At 48.7% G+C, this 16,275-nt stretch carries 14 protein-coding genes; 5 read left to right on the forward strand and 9 right to left on the reverse strand.

Annotated features, from left to right (window positions below; translation table 11 throughout):
- Positions 1-216: 216 nt before the first annotated feature.
- Positions 217-1,401, reverse strand: a complete 1,185-nt coding sequence (locus D791_RS00655; RefSeq protein WP_036506492.1) for a multidrug effflux MFS transporter — start codon at positions 1,399-1,401, stop codon at positions 217-219.
- A gap of 207 nt (positions 1,402-1,608) precedes the next feature.
- Here D791_RS00655 and D791_RS21275 point away from each other — a divergent pair, with 207 nt between their 5' ends.
- Genes D791_RS21275 through D791_RS00665 form a run of 3 tightly spaced genes read left to right on the forward strand, consistent with a single transcriptional unit; the run spans position 1,609 to position 4,234 of the window.
- On the forward strand, positions 1,609-2,175 hold the full coding sequence (locus D791_RS21275) for an AI-2E family transporter (protein WP_272944806.1): 567 nt from the start codon (positions 1,609-1,611) through the stop codon (positions 2,173-2,175).
- Positions 2,163-2,639 (forward strand): AI-2E family transporter, encoded by a 477-nt coding sequence (locus D791_RS21280; RefSeq protein ID WP_272944807.1) that lies wholly within the window; start codon positions 2,163-2,165, stop codon positions 2,637-2,639. The genes D791_RS21275 and D791_RS21280 overlap by 13 nt, the downstream gene beginning before the upstream one ends.
- Before the next feature lie 14 nt (positions 2,640-2,653).
- Positions 2,654-4,234, forward strand: a complete 1,581-nt coding sequence (locus tag D791_RS00665; protein WP_051513813.1) for an MFS transporter — start codon at positions 2,654-2,656, stop codon at positions 4,232-4,234.
- A gap of 145 nt (positions 4,235-4,379) precedes the next feature.
- Here D791_RS00665 and gcvP read toward each other — a convergent pair whose 3' ends face one another.
- The 4 genes from gcvP to D791_RS00685 all read right to left on the reverse strand — a co-directional run bounded on the left by gcvP (position 4,380) and on the right by D791_RS00685 (position 10,793).
- The gene (gene gcvP / locus D791_RS00670) at positions 4,380-7,280 is read right to left on the reverse strand and encodes an aminomethyl-transferring glycine dehydrogenase (RefSeq protein WP_036506493.1); all 2,901 of its coding nucleotides are present in this window, start codon (positions 7,278-7,280) and stop codon (positions 4,380-4,382) included.
- Between the two features lie 186 nt (positions 7,281-7,466).
- Positions 7,467-7,952, reverse strand: coding sequence for a methylated-DNA--[protein]-cysteine S-methyltransferase (locus D791_RS00675; protein ID WP_036506495.1), 486 nt, complete (start codon positions 7,950-7,952; stop codon positions 7,467-7,469).
- A 1-nt stretch (position 7,953) separates the two neighbouring features.
- Positions 7,954-9,318: a DNA-3-methyladenine glycosylase 2 family protein gene (locus D791_RS00680; RefSeq protein ID WP_036506497.1), complete on the reverse strand. Its 1,365-nt coding sequence runs from the start codon at positions 9,316-9,318 to the stop codon at positions 7,954-7,956.
- 158 nt (positions 9,319-9,476) lie between these two features.
- Complete coding sequence (locus D791_RS00685) at positions 9,477-10,793, reverse strand: lytic murein transglycosylase (RefSeq protein ID WP_051513816.1); 1,317 nt, start codon at positions 10,791-10,793, stop codon at positions 9,477-9,479.
- Between the two features lie 103 nt (positions 10,794-10,896).
- Between D791_RS00685 and D791_RS00690 the strand changes: the two genes are divergently transcribed.
- Positions 10,897-11,877 carry a DUF4862 family protein gene (locus D791_RS00690; RefSeq protein WP_036506499.1) on the forward strand — a complete coding sequence of 327 codons (981 nt, stop codon included), beginning with the start codon at positions 10,897-10,899 and terminating at the stop codon, positions 11,875-11,877.
- Positions 11,878-11,953: 76 nt separating this feature from the next.
- Here D791_RS00690 and D791_RS00695 read toward each other — a convergent pair whose 3' ends face one another.
- On the reverse strand, positions 11,954-13,519 hold the full coding sequence (locus D791_RS00695; protein ID WP_036506501.1) for a SulP family inorganic anion transporter: 1,566 nt from the start codon (positions 13,517-13,519) through the stop codon (positions 11,954-11,956).
- A 181-nt stretch (positions 13,520-13,700) separates the two neighbouring features.
- Between D791_RS00695 and D791_RS00700 the strand changes: the two genes are divergently transcribed.
- Positions 13,701-14,534 (forward strand): alpha/beta fold hydrolase, encoded by an 834-nt coding sequence (locus tag D791_RS00700; protein ID WP_036506504.1) that lies wholly within the window; start codon positions 13,701-13,703, stop codon positions 14,532-14,534.
- On the opposite strand, the gene D791_RS18685 is transcribed toward D791_RS00700, so the two are convergent.
- From D791_RS18685 to D791_RS00715, 3 genes are read right to left on the reverse strand one after another with little or no spacing between them, the layout of a single operon-like run.
- Entirely contained in the window at positions 14,486-15,394 is a 909-nt protein-coding gene (locus D791_RS18685; protein ID WP_051513817.1) for a DUF1853 family protein, read from the reverse strand. The genes D791_RS00700 and D791_RS18685 overlap by 49 nt on opposite strands.
- Before the next feature lie 4 nt (positions 15,395-15,398).
- On the reverse strand, positions 15,399-15,905 hold the full coding sequence (locus D791_RS00710) for a disulfide bond formation protein B (RefSeq protein WP_036506506.1): 507 nt from the start codon (positions 15,903-15,905) through the stop codon (positions 15,399-15,401).
- Between the two features lie 26 nt (positions 15,906-15,931).
- Positions 15,932-16,267, reverse strand: coding sequence for a YdbL family probable chaperone protein (locus D791_RS00715; RefSeq protein WP_036506509.1), 336 nt, complete (start codon positions 16,265-16,267; stop codon positions 15,932-15,934).
- Between the last annotated feature and the right edge of the window lie 8 nt (positions 16,268-16,275).

The raw sequence follows: 16,275 nt of genomic DNA on the forward strand, positions 1-16,275 counted from the left end.
CCAAATCAAAACTCTTCTGTCTGACCAAGGTAAAGGAAACGAGTTCCTTATTTTTGAGCCTACTTTGTGTTACCTTGATGCAAACAGAGCGTATCTTATACACACTTAATCGCTCATGAACAGATGTTACGGGTATTTAATATGCATACCCTTTCTCATACGGTAACCTCATACAATCAGTTTAATGCGGGGCAAAGGTATTCCGTATTCTGAGTTTTATGGCGTTCGATGTAGAAAGTATCGAGTGCTCAGACCCAGCCCTACCGCGCCCGTCATCACCGACACCATAGGGAGGGGAGTTCCATCTCCCAGTAATCCGACAGCGGCTCCTGCAAAAGCACCTAAGGTAAAACCTGCCGCACCAGTGAGGGCCGTTGCGGAGGCGGCACTGTGAGGAAAAAACTCTACTGTACAGGACATACCATTGGACATGACAAATCCTTGCAAGCCCATAAACATGATGATGAGTGGGATGAGTAGTGATAGAGGATGAGGCGTTAATAAAATGCATAAGAGCGCGATAATGCCGATGATCACTTGTGCAGCTTGGGCCGTGAGTAGAATTTTTTGAGGGCCAAAAATATGGACGATACGCGCATTAATTTGATTGCAGACGAGGATCATTAGAACATTTGCACCAAATAATAGCGGGTACATTGCAGTGCTGACGGAGTAATAGGTTAGGTAAACGGTCGCTGATCCAGTAATAAATGCAAACATGCCGCCATTACCAAATGCGACGGAAAGTAAGTAACCCATGGCTTTTTTGTGCAGGATAATCTCTCGGTAGCGTTGCGCGAGGGTTAAGGGGAGGCGGTTTGGGTCATGGCGACGTGTTTCAGGAAGGTGGACCCACAAAACCCAAAGTAAAATCAAACAATATACTTGAAGGAGAATAAAAATACTGCGCCAGCCCGTTACCATTAACAGCAAACTGCCAAGTGCAGGCGCAAGCATAGGTGCGACCATCATGATGGCGGCGATACGTGACATGGCTCTGGCACTGTCTGCTCCTCGATATAGATCTCGGACAATGGCGGCGGAGTTGACGACGCTTATTCCGCCACCGAGTGCTTGTAGAAAGCGGCTGCCCCATAAAACGCCAATAGAGTCACTTAAAATAATTCCAATCGAACCAAGGCTAAAAATACTCAATCCGCAGACGATTGCTGCTCTTCGTCCCCAATGGTCGGAAATGGGGCCGCCGGTCAACTGACCCAATGCAAATCCGCCTAGGAATACGCTAAGCGTTAATTCGATGTCATGTACGGAAACATGAAGATCTTCAGCCATGAGTGGAAAGGCCGGTAGATAGGCATCAATGGATAAGGGAGCCAGCGCGGTTAATGCGGCTAGCATCCAGACTAAGCCAGGGATAACTTTTTGATTAGTTGTCGTCATGGGGTGTCTCGGGAAAAGAAAAAATGCTATTTTAGACTGATCAGTATAATTATGTAACAGCTGGATAGACGTTTTTTGATTTTAAGTTCGGCTTCGTTGTTCACGGGCCTCCTTAAATTATTTCTGTACAACACAAGTCTTATGATTGGGAAAGGCTGTTCAACAGGTTACAATTCCATTTTAGTGCACAGTAACGAGAGGGGTGCTATGTCTGAATCTCATGGATTGAAGTGGTTGCTCGGTATTGCAGGAGTTATTGTGATTCTTGCGGGATTAAAGGCAGCGGAAGCAATCGTGATTCCAATCATGCTTGCATTATTTGTGGCAATCATTAGTACACCCTTTGTGCGCTTGATGACAAAAAAGGGTATTCCTGCCTACCTCTCTGTTATTATTGCACTTTCAGTTTTAATTTCTGTTGGCAGTGTTTTAGTGATGGTGGTCAGTCAGTCGATTGATACCTTTATGACGCGCATGCCTGCTTATCAAGCGCGTTTGCAAACGGTGGTCGTGGATTTTTTGCCGTATTTAGAGCGCTGGGACATCCCAGTGGATCGGGATGTGATCATGACACACCTGAACCCAAGTCAAATGATGGGTTTAATTGGCTCAACCTTATCGAGTATAGGCTCGTTGTTGACCAACCTGTTTTTGGTGGTGTTTATTGTGATCTTTCTGTTGCTCGAGGAGGCAACTTTTTCCGATAAGCTAAAAGCCGCTTTACCCAATGCTGAGCACTCATTGCAAAATGCATCTGGTTTATGCGTCAAGTGAATCAATACTTGGTGATTAAGACAACCATTAGCCTCGTGACAGGGGTGCTTGTTACCTTATGGCTGTGGTGGCTCGATGTTGATTTCCCCGTGCTTTGGGGACTCATTGCCATGTTAATGAATTATATTCCTAACGTAGGATCATTGATTGCAGCCATTCCAGCTGTTCTATTATCACTCGTGCAGCTTGGCGTGAGTGATGCAATCTTTGTTGCTTCAGGATACCTTGTGATTAATATCATCATGGGAAATCTGATTGAACCCCGCTTTATGGGTAAGGGGCTAGGACTTTCGCCACTCGTGGTGTTTCTGTCATTGATTCTCTGGGGTTGGCTATTTGGCCCTGTGGGAATGTTCTTATCCATTCCACTGACCATGATTGTCAAAATAGCGCTGGAGCAAAACGAGAGCACTCGCTGGATCGCGATCATGTTGGGCAATGAAGCGCCCGCTACCAACGAATAACTTTAAAGGTTTTTATGTTACGAACAGCCAGAACCCTCCTTTCGCTTTATACCAGCTATGGTTTGCTGGTACTGGCGAATGCGCTTTTTACCACACTCACCAGTTTACGGGCAGACTTAGAAGGATTTACGGTACAAACCATTGGTTTGATTATGGCCGGGTACTTCTTAGGGATGTTCTTAGGGGCGCGCTACACGTCCTACGTGATCCAACGTGGAGGGCATATTCGTGCCTTTGCGGCCTTTGCATCATTCATGTCTCTGTCGCCTTTACTGCATGTGTTATTTATTGACCCATGGGTGTGGGCTGTATTGCGCTTGATCGACGGCTTTTGTTTAGCGGGTTTGTTTATCATTACAGAGAGTTGGTTGAATGCGCGCTCGGATAATAAAACCCGAGGCAGTATTCTGGCCATTTACATGGTGGTGAACTATTTAGCATCCGGTCTAGGGCAGTTGTTTTTGATCTTCACCTCGCCGGATACGTTTGAGGCGTTTGCTGTGGCCTCGATTTGCTTCTCGTTATCTCTGATGCCTTTGATGATGACGCGGACAGAGGCTCCCATTCCGAATCCCGTCACCGGATTTGCCATTCGACCTCTGTTAAGCGTTGCTCCAGCTGGCTTCTGGGGAGCTGTGTGCGCAGGCTCGGTAAATGCGGCATTCTTTGCGATGGCGCCTATTTACGCTCAGAACCTGTCCTTTAGTGTGCAAGAAATATCCTTTTTTATGATGGCCGGGGTTTTTTCTGGCTTAGTCTTGCAAATTCCGCTGGGTAAACTGTCTGACCGTATTGAGCGTCGTAAGGTGCTGGCGGGTGTTTGTTTTGGAGGGCTGGTTTTTAGCCTGTTAATGGTGGTGCAAAGCTTCTTCCAGCTGCCTTTTTATCTGTTGCTGATCAATGTGTTCTGTTATGGCTCGTTGGCCTTTGTTATTTATCCGCTCTCGGCTGCGCATGTGAATGACTGGAGTGATCCTGGTCAGTTAATGCAAACGTCCTCAGGCTTGTTAATAGGCTATGGCAGTGGTGCGATCTTTGGGCCACTATTAAGCTCATCTTTAATGTCTGCATTTGGCCCTGCGGCCTTATTTGCGTACATTGCGTTGAATTTATTGGTTATGATGTTGTTTGCATTGTACCAGTCCAGCGTGGCTGGCTTACAGCGTGAGAAAATGGAGTTTGTGCCTCAGCCTTCGGTCCAGTTCCCGGTTGAAGAGCTTTTCCACGCTGCACAAGATGATTCGTCCCCAGTACCTGAAGCGCTCTATGATTCAGGCGACTCAGTGGATAAGCCGGTTGATCCAATATCGGTTGATGAAGCGGATGCAACTCAAGCCGATATCGCCGTCTCTGATGAGACACCAATAGACCCTGTTGAATCTGAGCCTAACGTAGAGGAAAAAAGCTTTATTGAGCAATGGGAGGAGGAGCGACTGGCGGAATCCGAGCGGATCAATCCAACGGATGAACCTAAGGTCAAACTGACGGATGAAGCACCTAGCTTGAGTCAAGCCTCTATTGTGGACGATATGCCGAAAACAGATGAAGCATCGAATGTAGATGAAGCGTCTGGCTCAAAGACTAAGAAACCTTAAAGGTGCTTTGCTTAAAAGACGCTTTATTCAGCGCAACTCTTGCATAAGTCCCCCTAATACTAGGGGGCACGTTGCAAATCACATTAAGCGTGCAAGAACCCAAATGCCTAGGATGTCTCGCCTAGGCATTTTGATTGCTTGAGGTTTAACGATAATCCTCAACAGGGATACAGGCGCAGAAGAGGTTACGATCACCGTAGACGTTATCAACACGGTTAACCGATGGCCAGATCTTGGCTTCTTTCAACCAATGTGCAGGGAACGCGCCTTTTTCACGGGTGTACGGGCGATTCCATTCTGCATCCATCAAGTCGGCTTGGGTATGGGGAGCGTTTCTGAGTGGGCTCTCTTCAGCCGCCCAGGTTCCCGCTTCAACCGCCGAAATCTCCTCGCGAATCGTAATCATCGCTTCAATAAAGCGATCAAGCTCCGCTTTCGGCTCTGATTCTGTAGGCTCGATCATTAAAGTGCCCGGTACCGGGAAGGACATGGTGGGTGCATGGAAGCCAAAGTCCATTAAGCGCTTCGCAACATCTTCTTCCGTTATTCCGGTCTTTTCTTTGAGCGGACGGATATCGATAATGCACTCATGAGCAACGCGGCCTTTGACGCCTGTGTAGAGCACAGGGTAGTGTGCACTCAGACGCTCAGCGATGTAGTTTGCATTGAGAATGGCAACCTCCGTTGCTTGACGCAGACCTCGTCCCCCCATCAGTGCAATATAGACCCAGCTAATTGCAAGGATGCTGGCGCTGCCCCAAGGAGCTGCCGAAACAGCAGTATTGGTGACATTGTCGTCGTTGTTAACAGCAATGACCGGATGGTTTGCCAGATGCGGAACCAAATGTGCTTTCACACCGATGGGTCCCATGCCAGGACCACCACCGCCATGTGGGATACAAAAGGTTTTATGCAGGTTCATGTGTGACACATCCGCGCCGATTTCAGCGGGCTGACTGACACAGACTTGCGCGTTCAAGTTGGCACCGTCCATGTAAACCTGGCCACCGCAATCATGAATGATCTGGCAGATTTCTTTGATTTCTTCTTCAAAGACACCATGGGTCGATGGGTAAGTAATCATGAGGCAAGCGAGATCGTCTTTATGTGCCAAGGCCTTTTCGCGCAGGTCGTTGACATCAACGTTGCCTTTTTTATCACAATCGACCAGCAGAACCTGCATGTCGACCATCGCTGCCGTAGCAGGGTTGGTACCGTGTGCTGAGGTGGGGATTAAGCAAATATTGCGATGACCTTGACCTTGTGAGCGCAGGTAATTACGAATGGCTAACAAGCCTGCGTATTCGCCCTGTGCACCGGAGTTCGGCTGCATGCAGATGGCATCAAAGCCTGTAATAGCACGCAACATCTGATCTAACTCATCGATCATTTGCTGATAACCCTTAGCTTGCTCTATGGGCGCAAAGGGGTGCATATTGGACAGTTCAGGCCAGGTGACGGGAATCATTTCCGCTGTGGCATTTAGCTTCATGGTGCAGGAGCCGAGAGCGATCATACTATGTGCTAAGGAAATGTCTTTATTCTCAAGACGTTTCAGGTAGCGTAGCATTTCGGTTTCGCTGTGGTGCGTGTTAAAAACGGGATGCGTGAGAATGGCGTGATCGCGTCTTAACGTTGCAGGAATCGACGTAGATCCATCAGCTAAAAGCGCTTGATCCAGCACGTCGATTTCAAGGCCATGATCCTCGCCGAGAATGGCTGTCCAAAGCGTGTTGATTTCAGCCCTTGTTGTACGCTCATCACAGGTGATGCCTAACTTAGTCTGATCAAGCTTTCTTAGGTTAATGCCCATTGCTGCGGCGCGAGCAAAAGCCTCGTCACGCTGGTCTCCTAACTCCAATGTCAGGGTATCGAACCAGTGTTCATGCGTAATACGAATGCCTTTTTGAATCAGTCCGCGTGCAAAAATATCGGTGAGTCTGTGGATACGCTCGGCAATGATTGTTAAGCCTTGTGGACCATGATAGACCGCATAGAAGGCAGCCATATTGGCGAGTAACGCTTGTGCAGTACAAATATTCGACATGGCTTTTTCGCGTCGAATATGTTGCTCTCGGGTTTGCATGGCCATGCGTAATGCGGGCTTACCGCGACTGTCCACCGACACACCAATAATACGGCCAGGAACAGAGCGCTTGAACTCATCACGCGTCGCAAAGTAAGCGGCTGATGGGCCACCATAGCCCATGGGGACACCAAAGCGCTGTGAAGAACCAAAGACAACATCGGCACCCAGCTCGCCCGGAGACTTGAGCAGAACCAATGCCATGATATCGGCCGCCGCACAGAATAGTGCTTTTTGGGCATGGGCTTTTTTAATCAGGTCAGTATGATCAATAATGTTGCCCGTTGTGTTCGGGTACTGTACCACCACACCAAAGTAGTCGTGCTTATCCATCAGTTGCGCGACATCGCCAATGACGACGTTAATGCCCAAGGGCGCCGCACGCGTTAGAATAACACTGATGTTTTGTGGGTGCAGGTGCTCATCCACAATAAATGTATTGGCTTTTTTTGCTTTAGACATGCGCTTGCAAAGGGTCATGGCTTCAGCTGCGGCTGTGGCTTCGTCTAACAAGGAGGCGTTGGCCAGTTCAAGACCCGTCAAGTCCATGATCATTTGTTGGAAGGTCAGCAAACCTTCCAGACGACCTTGTGAAATTTCCGGTTGATAAGGGGTGTAAGCGGTATACCAGCCCGGATTCTCAAGGACGTTTCGCAAAATGACATTGGGGACAATGACATCTGTGAAGCCCATGCCAATCATAGAGCGTTTAATTTGGTTTTGCCCCATGATCGACTTGAGTCGGGTCAGTGCCTCAACTTCTGTTTGCGGTTGCCCTAAGCCCTTGGGGATATCGGTTCGTATAGTGGCTGGGACGGTTTCTTCAATCAACGAATCGAGTGATTCGAGCCCAAGAGCCGACAGCATGTCTTGTTGCTCTTCAGGGGAGGGACCAATGTGGCGCTCAATAAACGCGTCATGGTGTTCAAGTGTATGCAAAGAGGAAAGCTGCTCGCTCATTATACTGTAATCCCGCAAAAAATGGCTTGACCGCTGGCGTGCCGCGATCGGATAACAAAAATTAAGCCGCACATTCTACCCGCTTTTAGTCGTAATGTGCGGAAAAAATGGTCGAATAGGATTTTCGAAATTGGGAGAGCGATACATCGTCAGAATAGGCGTTTATTGTTCCTGTGCTTTACCAATTTATTTGACAAGGCTTTTCATTTTCTCAAGTTCCAATAAGCTCGCTTTGCGGCTTAACCCACCCGCATAACCCGTGAGTTTGCCACTTTTGCCAATGACTCGATGACAAGGGACGATAATCGAAATTGGATTTTTTCCATTGGCCAATCCGACGGCTCTGACCGCTTTTGGGTTACCTATAGCATCTGCAATCTGTTGATAGCTCCAGGTTTCACCATACGGGATTTCGCATAATGCTTGCCATACTGATTGTTGAAATACAGTGCCTTTTGCGGCTAAGGGCAGCGTAAATGACGTGCGTTTACCTGCAAAATACTCATCTAACTGTTTGATCGTATTGATAAGTACAGGGTTGTTTTCAGATTTTTCTCCTAGATACTTAGGCATGGTGGTTTCTGTTTCAAACCAAGCACCCAGTAAACCCTGTTCACAGGCTTGCAGGGTCATGCGCCCTAAAGGGCTTTGATAATGAGTGTAGGTGTTCATTTTATTGATTCCAGCAATGAAAGGTGGCGTAACTCCCCCAAGGAGATGCGTTGGTGGCGTTCAGTTCAGGGAAGCGGAGCAAGGCTTTTTTCACCATTAAATCAGTATCTAAAAAGCAATCCGAGTTCGATTGGCCTCTTAACCTAGCGTAGTTAGCGGTCCAAGGACCAATGCCTTTTAGTGCTAGCCAGGAGTCGATATCGGCTTCAGGGGTGTGGTGAATGAGTTCTGCAAAGCGTTTTAAGGTCTCTTTTCGACTTTTCGGCATCTTTAAAAAGCTCAAGTCGAGCTGCGTGATTTGCTCGGGTGTTGGAAAGTAAGTGGCCGAGGCCCTATGGCTATTAAGCGTATTGACGAGCAGGTTGAGTTGGCCAATTGCTGCTTTTACTGACACTTGTTGCCCTAAAATGGCCCTAACTCCAGCTTCCCAGCAGTTCCAAACGCCGGGGATACGTATACCCGAGTGAGTGACTAAGCCCGGTGCACAGTGTTCCAAATGGGTTTCGATCTGATTGATATCAGCATCTAGGTCAAATAGACGGCGTAACTTTGCCACCAAGTGACGCAGTTTGGTAATGTCCTCTAACTCAAACTCAACGTCCAAATGGCCGGGTGAAGTTAAGCTGGCACGAAACCAACCTGTCGTATTCTGTAAGTTGAATGTGCGTTGATAGGTGTGATCACCCACTTGCTCAATGGCGTCTATTGCACGTAATCGGTAGAAATCCAACAGGTGTTGCCAGTCAAAAGGACCGCGAAAGGGTAAGGTTAAGAGGTTTGTTAGCATCCGTGACGTTTTCGACTGGCGTACTTGACTGGGTGTGAGTTTGAGTGTTTTGATAAAGGCATCGTTAAAGCGGCGTGTACTATTGAACCCACACGCAAATCCAATATCGGTAATCGACATGGCGCTGGAATGCAGCAACTGTTTAGCGAACATCAACTGATGGTATTGCGCATATTGCTTGGGGGATACTCCTAAATGGGTTTGGAAGAGTTGCCGTAGGTAGCGGTCGCTAATACCCAGGCGTTCGGAAAAATGAGTCAGGTTGCTCGATTGCAATTCACCTTGTTCGATGAGCTGGATGGCGCGTAGGAAGGTTGTCTCAACGCCTTTCCAGGCCCAAGAATGAGGGGCGCTATCTGGGCGGCAGCGTAAGCATGGCCGATAACCCGCTTGTAGAGCGAGTGCGGAGTTCGAGAAGTATTCTACATTTTCTTCTTTGGGCAGGGGAGCTGGGCATATCGGGCGACAAAATATCCCCGTTGTTTTGACAGCGACATAAAATCGGCCATCAAAGCGCGGATCACGGCTCATGCGAGCTTGTTGACATTGTTCTCTATCGAGTTCCAACCAGAATGGCATGGGTATCACGCGCCTTATGCAGTTTTTATACACCCAGTGTATGCATAAATTTGCGTGATACTAGCCATTTTCGGAACTGAATAGTGTTTCACATTCGCGCTTGGATTGAGGCCCAACACACCCACATCATGAGGGTCTTATGTGTGTTGGGCTTTGTTTTAACGCCGCTTGATCCGCTCCAATAACGCCTGGGTAGCAAAGCCATCCGGAACCAGCCCTTGATCTCGCTGGTAAGCACTCAAGCCTCTGCGTGTATTTGGTCCCTGAATCCCATCAGGCTCGCCGACGTTATACCCCATGGCATTCAGCGCTTGCTGAAGCTCACGTACTTGTGCACGGGTGAGGGGTAGCTGATCACGAGGCCAAGACTGCTGAATGCCCGCGCGTCCGGCAATTGCATCGCTCAACGTGGCCACGGCTAGGGCATAGCTTGTGGCGTTGTTGTAGCGCAGAATCGCTCGGAAATTCGGTCCGACTAAAAAGGCCGGTCCCTGAGCACCCGCTGGGACGATCACGCTTGCGCTGGAGAAAGACGGTAGGGAGCCATTCAAGGCTTGCACGCCTTGAGCGGCCCACTCGGCACTGCTACGTTGCTCGGTTTGGCTATAATCAAAACCAGAGGGTAACCTGACTTCTACACCCCAAGGCTGACCTGTCTGCCAACCCGAACGGGCCAAGTAATTGGCGGTTGATGCCATGACATCGGGAATGCTGCCCCAGATATCGCGGCGGCCATCGCCATCGCCATCCTTGGCAAAGGTTTCAAAGCTTGAAGGAATAAACTGGGTGTGCCCCATGGCTCCTGCCCAAGAGCCAATCATATTTTCTGCAGCAATATCACCACTGTCGATAATGCGCAGTGCCGCTAGTAACTCGCCGCGGGCAAACTCACTGCGTCGACCGTCGTAGGCTAGGGTTGCAAACGCACTCAAGGCTGAAAAGTTGCCGAAGTTGCTGCCATAACTGCTTTCAATGCCCCAAATGGCGACGATAACTTCCGCTGGCACTCCATAGCGCTGCTCCATCTGCATTGCTGTCTGTCGATGCTCGGCCAGTTTAATTCGACCGTTGTTAATTCGAGCAGAGGATACGGCACCCTCTAAGTATTCCCATATCGGTCGAACAAATTCAGGCTGGAAACGGTCGAGTTCGATTACTCGCTCCAAATAGCGCACATTATCGAGCGCGGATAACGCTCGTGAGCTAATGCCCTGAGACGCAGCATCACGACGGAATGCCTCAAGCCAAGCGTCAAAGTTCGCATAAGCTTTGGGTTGTTGAGCTTGTGCCTGGCGAGTTGGCTCTGTTGTCTGCGGTGGTGTCTGTGGTGCCGCCTGTGGGGTGTTAGATGCCACGATGGGGGCCGTCTCTGATTGCGTTGCAGCACAGGCCGAAATAAGGGTGAAAGGCAATATCAAACTTGCGCTGAGTAGGACTGAACGGCAGGGATGCAGTATGTTTTTATAGAGTGTCATTCTAAATTCCTTTGAGAAGTCTATGTTATTCTACACTCCTAAAGGTGCTGTTTGAATGCTGATTCATCATTGTTCGTCAACTCGGAAATGGATACTTAATACGATGAAATATTACCTGGGTGCGTATGCGGCTTCACCTAACCAAAACGGTTGGAACGCACAACTGGAAACGGCTTTTTATGATGAATTAAAAGCCCTGCCAAATGTGAAAGGATTAGAGCATCCATTTTTGGGGAGCCACCTGCATCCCTATGATGATCGCTGGTTTTTAGCGAATATCGACCCAGCTTGGGATTATGTGTTGACCTGTATTCCCGGCATTATGAATGCGTTGGGGCAGAACCCGCAGTTTGGTCTGGCGTCTGTAGACGAGTCTGGCCGTTTGGCGGCGTTGGACTTTATGCAGCAGGCCTGCACAGCCGTTGGTCAGTTGAATGCCCATTTGGGCAGGCCGGCGGTTCAGGCGATACAAATACAAACAGCGCCAGCACGACACAATGCGCCGTCTTCTAAAGCCGCGTTGCAAGCATCGCTTCAAACACTGATGAGCTGGGACTGGCAGGGGGCTCGTTTGGTGATCGAACATTGCGATGCGTATGTTGACAGCCATACGCCATCTAAAGGCTTTTTGGCATTGGCTGATGAGCTTGAGGTGTTAACGCAATTAAACATCCATCTACCTGCTGAGCAGCATTTGGGCATGGTCATTAACTGGGGCCGCTCGGTCATTGAGACTCGTCGGGTTGAGGGGGCGCTTGAGCATATCAATGCAGCGCAAGCCGCAGGCGTATTAAGTGGTGTTATGTTTTCTGGAGTGTCGGACCAAAACAGTGAATATGGTGCCTGGTGTGACAGCCATCAACCACCACGTCTTAGTGAGCAGGTGTTGCATGGCGAGCCGGGTAGTTGGATGACTGAACAAGCCATTTGTCAGTGCTTAGCGGCAGTGGATTCAGCGGAGCAACTGCTGGTGTTGGGTGCGAAAATAGGCATCCGTCCGTTGTCTGCGAGTATTGAGCAACGTATTGCTTATGTTCGTAATATGCTGGCTATTTTTGATCGGTATTTTGCAGTTGCCCCTTGAGGTATTGACTGAGTTTAATGGCATAAAAAGCCAACTTCCAAGGCGCTCTAACACTAAAGCGCCTTGTTGAAAAAGCCTATTGCCCCATGGCCTCCTTCATATCCGCAAAAATAATCGACTCGGTCAAATTGGGTGTGTTCATCTGCAACAGCTGTTGACGTATTTCTTGGGTGGCGACCACTTTGGGTCGAATCTTACGCTGGTGGAGGCGTGCAACCATATCATCAAGCGTAAAAATGGCCGTTAAATCCAAAAAGTCGACCTTGCGACAATCAAAGATGATTTGTTGAGTGCCAACCACCTTATCAACGGTTTCTATGCGATCAAGCATATGGCTGGTCGAACCGAAGAATAACGGCCCCTTTACTTGCACAATACGAGTCCCTGGATTGGCTTTATCCAAATAGGGATAACGAGTGTTGTTTGTGTCAAACGTGATATCCGCCTCTTTTGCAACACGCCAGGTTAACAGTCCCATGGCCAAAACAACCCCCACGCCGACCGCCATCACTAGATCCACTAAAACCGTTAATGCGAAGACCGAAGCCATAATTAAGGATTCAGGTTTTGGTGCTTGTTTTAGAAGTTTTAATAAGCGGTAATCAAGAATATCAATACCGACCTTAATCAGAATGCCAGCCAAAACAGCTAAAGGGATTTGTGCGGCTAAAGGCGCAAGACCGAGCAACAGGGTTAATAAAAATAACGAGTGAATGACGCCACTCACTCGTGTTTTCCCGCCTGAATTAATGTTAACGACGGTTCTCATCGTGGCTCCAGCTCCTGGCAGTCCTCCTACAAATGAGCAAAGAATATTGCCGATGCCTTGACCGATAAGTTCTCGATTCGGCTGGTGACGTGTTTGCGTGACTGAGTCGGCGACAATCGAGGTCAATAAACTGTCAATACTTCCTAACAGTGCCAATGTTAAGCCAAGGCTGAAAATTAGACTCCATTGGCTCAGTGTAAACGTGGGTAGATGAAACTCGGGTAGGCCCGTTGGAATGTCACCAATAATGGGTAAATGTAAATCAAGCGCAACACTGATGATCGTGCATAAAACCAGTGCGAGTAGGGGAGAGGGAATAAAGCGACTGATTTTAATGGGTGTTAAAAAAACGATGGCGAGTGTTAGTAAACCCATAGCGAGCGCGCTCACGTTAATCAGTCCTAAGTTTGCAGGGAGCTTAAGGATTGCTTCAAGCGGGGAGGCTGATGCCGGAGCACCCAGTAAGGGGGCGGTTTGTAAAAGAATGATGATAAATCCGATACCGCTCATAAAGCCTGAGATGACCGGATAGGGAATATAGCGAACCAGTCCTCCGGTTTTAAGCAGACCTAAACCGATTTGTAGAATTCCACCCACTAAGACAACGGCCAAAGCCATTTCAAAGCTGCCTCCAAAGGCGGCAAGCGCAGAAGCAAACACGACCGTCATTGGGCCTGTTGGGCCGGATATTTGAACCCGCGTTCCCCCTAAACATGCGGCGACCAATCCTAAGACAATCGCACCGTATAAACCGGCTGCAGCACCTGCTCCAGAGGCGACACCGAACGCCAAGGCTAAAGGTAAGGCGACGACACCTGCAGTGAGACCTCCAAAAATGTCACCTTTCAGCAATGAGATCGAATAGCCTCGCATGGTGAATCCTTTTTTCTTGTAATTAATTTTTTAAGAGGATTCTATACGTTAGAGAAGATGCCTGTGTCCTGCAAGTCCGACCTTGGCATTATCCAGCAGTTTGATATCTGGGTGAAAGCGTTGATTGACGTGAATTGTTTGGATTAATATCGGATAGGTTCTGTTAACAAGGAGAGTCGCTATGAGTCCGGTATATCATTTTATCGAATGCTTGGGTCTAGAAGTTCATGTGACCACTTGGGGCAATCCGTCCTCCCCCTGCGTTGTGCTATGGCACGGGCTGACTCGAACCGGGCGCGACTTTGATGAGCTTGCGCAAGCGTTAAGTCTCGATTACTTTGTCCTGTGTCCTGATACTCCGGGTCGGGGACTGTCTCAGTGGTGCGAGCACCCAGAACAACAGTATACAATCCCCTTCTATGCCCAAATTGCTAACGAATTGATTCAGTACTTTGGTGTTCGCCAGTGCAAGTGGGTTGGCACATCCATGGGCGGGTTGATTGGTATCTATGTTGCGCATCATTATCCGGCCCTGATTGCCTCCTTACTTGTTAACGATGTTGCGCCAGAAGTGCCAGCCTTGGCGGTGGAGCGAATACGCACCTATGTGTCATTGCTGCCAACCTTCAGGACATTCAATGAGCTCGAGGCTTGGTTTCGTCAGGTGTATGTATCGTTTGGTTGCAATACTGACGCTTTCTGGCAACGTATGGCGATTACCTCTGCTCGTCGCACGAATGAAGGGCATCTCACGCTGCACTACGATCCTCGTTTAGTGATCCCCTTTCAAGAACAGGGGGGGCAGGATTTATGGGATGAATGGTCTGGGCTTGCGGCGAACGTCTTGATTATCCGAGGTGAAACGTCTGACGTTTTATTGCCCGAGTTGGCGGAGAAAATGTTGGAGTCCAAGCCGCAGGCTCAACTGATCGAGTTGTCAGGGGTAGGTCATGCCCCAACACTTGTTCAATCAGAGTCTATTGAACTCGTTAAGCGCTTTTTGGCTGAGAGTTGAGTAAAGGCTTGCGCGCGTTGTTGCCAGCATGCATTGACGACAAAGCAGCGACCGATTTCGTCATTTTGATCCGATAACAGTGCAATTTGATAAGGGCTGTTGTCAGCGTTTGCCTCCAATAGAGACGGTAACTGAGCGATGCCCGAGTGCTCATCAGGGTGTAAAGGGCTGAGCCACAGGCGCTTAGGTAAATAACGTGCTTTCTGATTGGGCCACGTTTGCAAGAGTTGCTCTTGTGTCATCCATACATTGCGTTGTTGAGCGGTCGCTCCCTGTGAGAAGAGGGTGCCTTTCATGATGGCAATCGATTTATCGATGCTAAGCTTTTGTTCCAACAGTATTTCGTGCGTGCAGGGATGCTGAGATAGGGGTAGTTGTTGTGTGAGGGTTTTTTCATATTTGAAATCAAATCGATCCCGCAGCTCAGGGCCAACCCAGTGGCGTAAAGGTTGAGTTTGGTGATTCCAAGGGTTCAGATAAAACTTAATGGCCAGTTCGATATGAAGGCTTTGGTTGCCTATATGATCCTGAACAATGAGATCTAACTCGCCTAATGTTGTTTGTCTATCCGGTTGAATCTGCAGGTTACTTGCAAGCCGTTCAAATCTTGGATGCTGATCAAAGTAAAAGTGCCAAAGTGTTTCAAAATACAAGCCTAGGCGAGATTGCGGGTGATCCGATAGATGTTGAAGTAAGGGGGTCGGGTTGGCATCTAAGGCGAGCAGGCGTTGATGAAAATCCGGGCTGTCGTCTTGCCAGTGAGTCAAGCCTGGCAAGTCGGCGACGGATGGGCCATTAATGGCACAATACAGATCGCGAACTTGCTGGACTTTGAGTTGCTGTAAAAACGCCGAATTCATGGGGTTAACCGAATAAAGGGCGCTTGGTCTTTTTCTTTAAAATTGTCAAAATTAACGCAAGCAATACAACAAACAAGAGTGCGGTTTGGGCTGGAATGCTCAGTCCCATAAATGTCCAATCAATTTCAGCGCATTCCCCCGAGCCACTGAAAACATGTTTAAGGACAGAGACCAGGGGTAAGGTATCCATAAGGTATTCCAATCCCGGGCCGCAAGCGGGTACTTCATCGGCGGGCAGGTTTTGCAGCCAAACGTGGCGCAGCTGAACGCCAAGTCCGGTGATTGCGATTATCAGGTTGAGCCCCGCATAGAACTTCTGGCCACCGCTGTTAGGATTGTGTAAGAAGGCGAGTAAAAACACCACGGCGAGGCTGATGACGATGATGCGTGTCACAATGCATAACGGGCAGGGTTCGAGACCTAAGTGGTTTTGAAGAAAAAGTAGGGCGAAGGCCATTGCGCCGACGCACAATACAAGCCCTAAAAAATTGAGTTGGCGGTAACTGAACAAAACAACCTCCTTATACGAGTCGTGAATTATTTACGACGCCATTGTCCGTTTGAGTCTTGGATGAATTCGCCACTGTTGGCGCGTTCTCTCAGTCGTTCACCTGCACGTGCTTCGAAAACATCCAATGTCACAGACGACTCGCGCGCGCGTTGTTTGTAGAGTTCGTTACGTTGTTGGTTGATGGAGTTAACCAGGTTTCGAACCTCAGCCGAGGGCGAGTTTCCAACTGCACCTAGATAGCCATTGAGTTGCTCTCCAACTAAACCCTGGCTTTTTGCTTGTTCTAAAGACAGTGCCCAAGCGGGAAAAGCAACGATGAGAAGGGCCGCTATGGCAAAAAATGTTTTAATCGATTTAGACATCATCATTG

It is taken from the genome of Nitrincola nitratireducens, assembly GCF_000585235.1.
GTDB classification, from domain to species: domain Bacteria; phylum Pseudomonadota; class Gammaproteobacteria; order Pseudomonadales; family Balneatricaceae; genus Nitrincola; species Nitrincola alkalisediminis.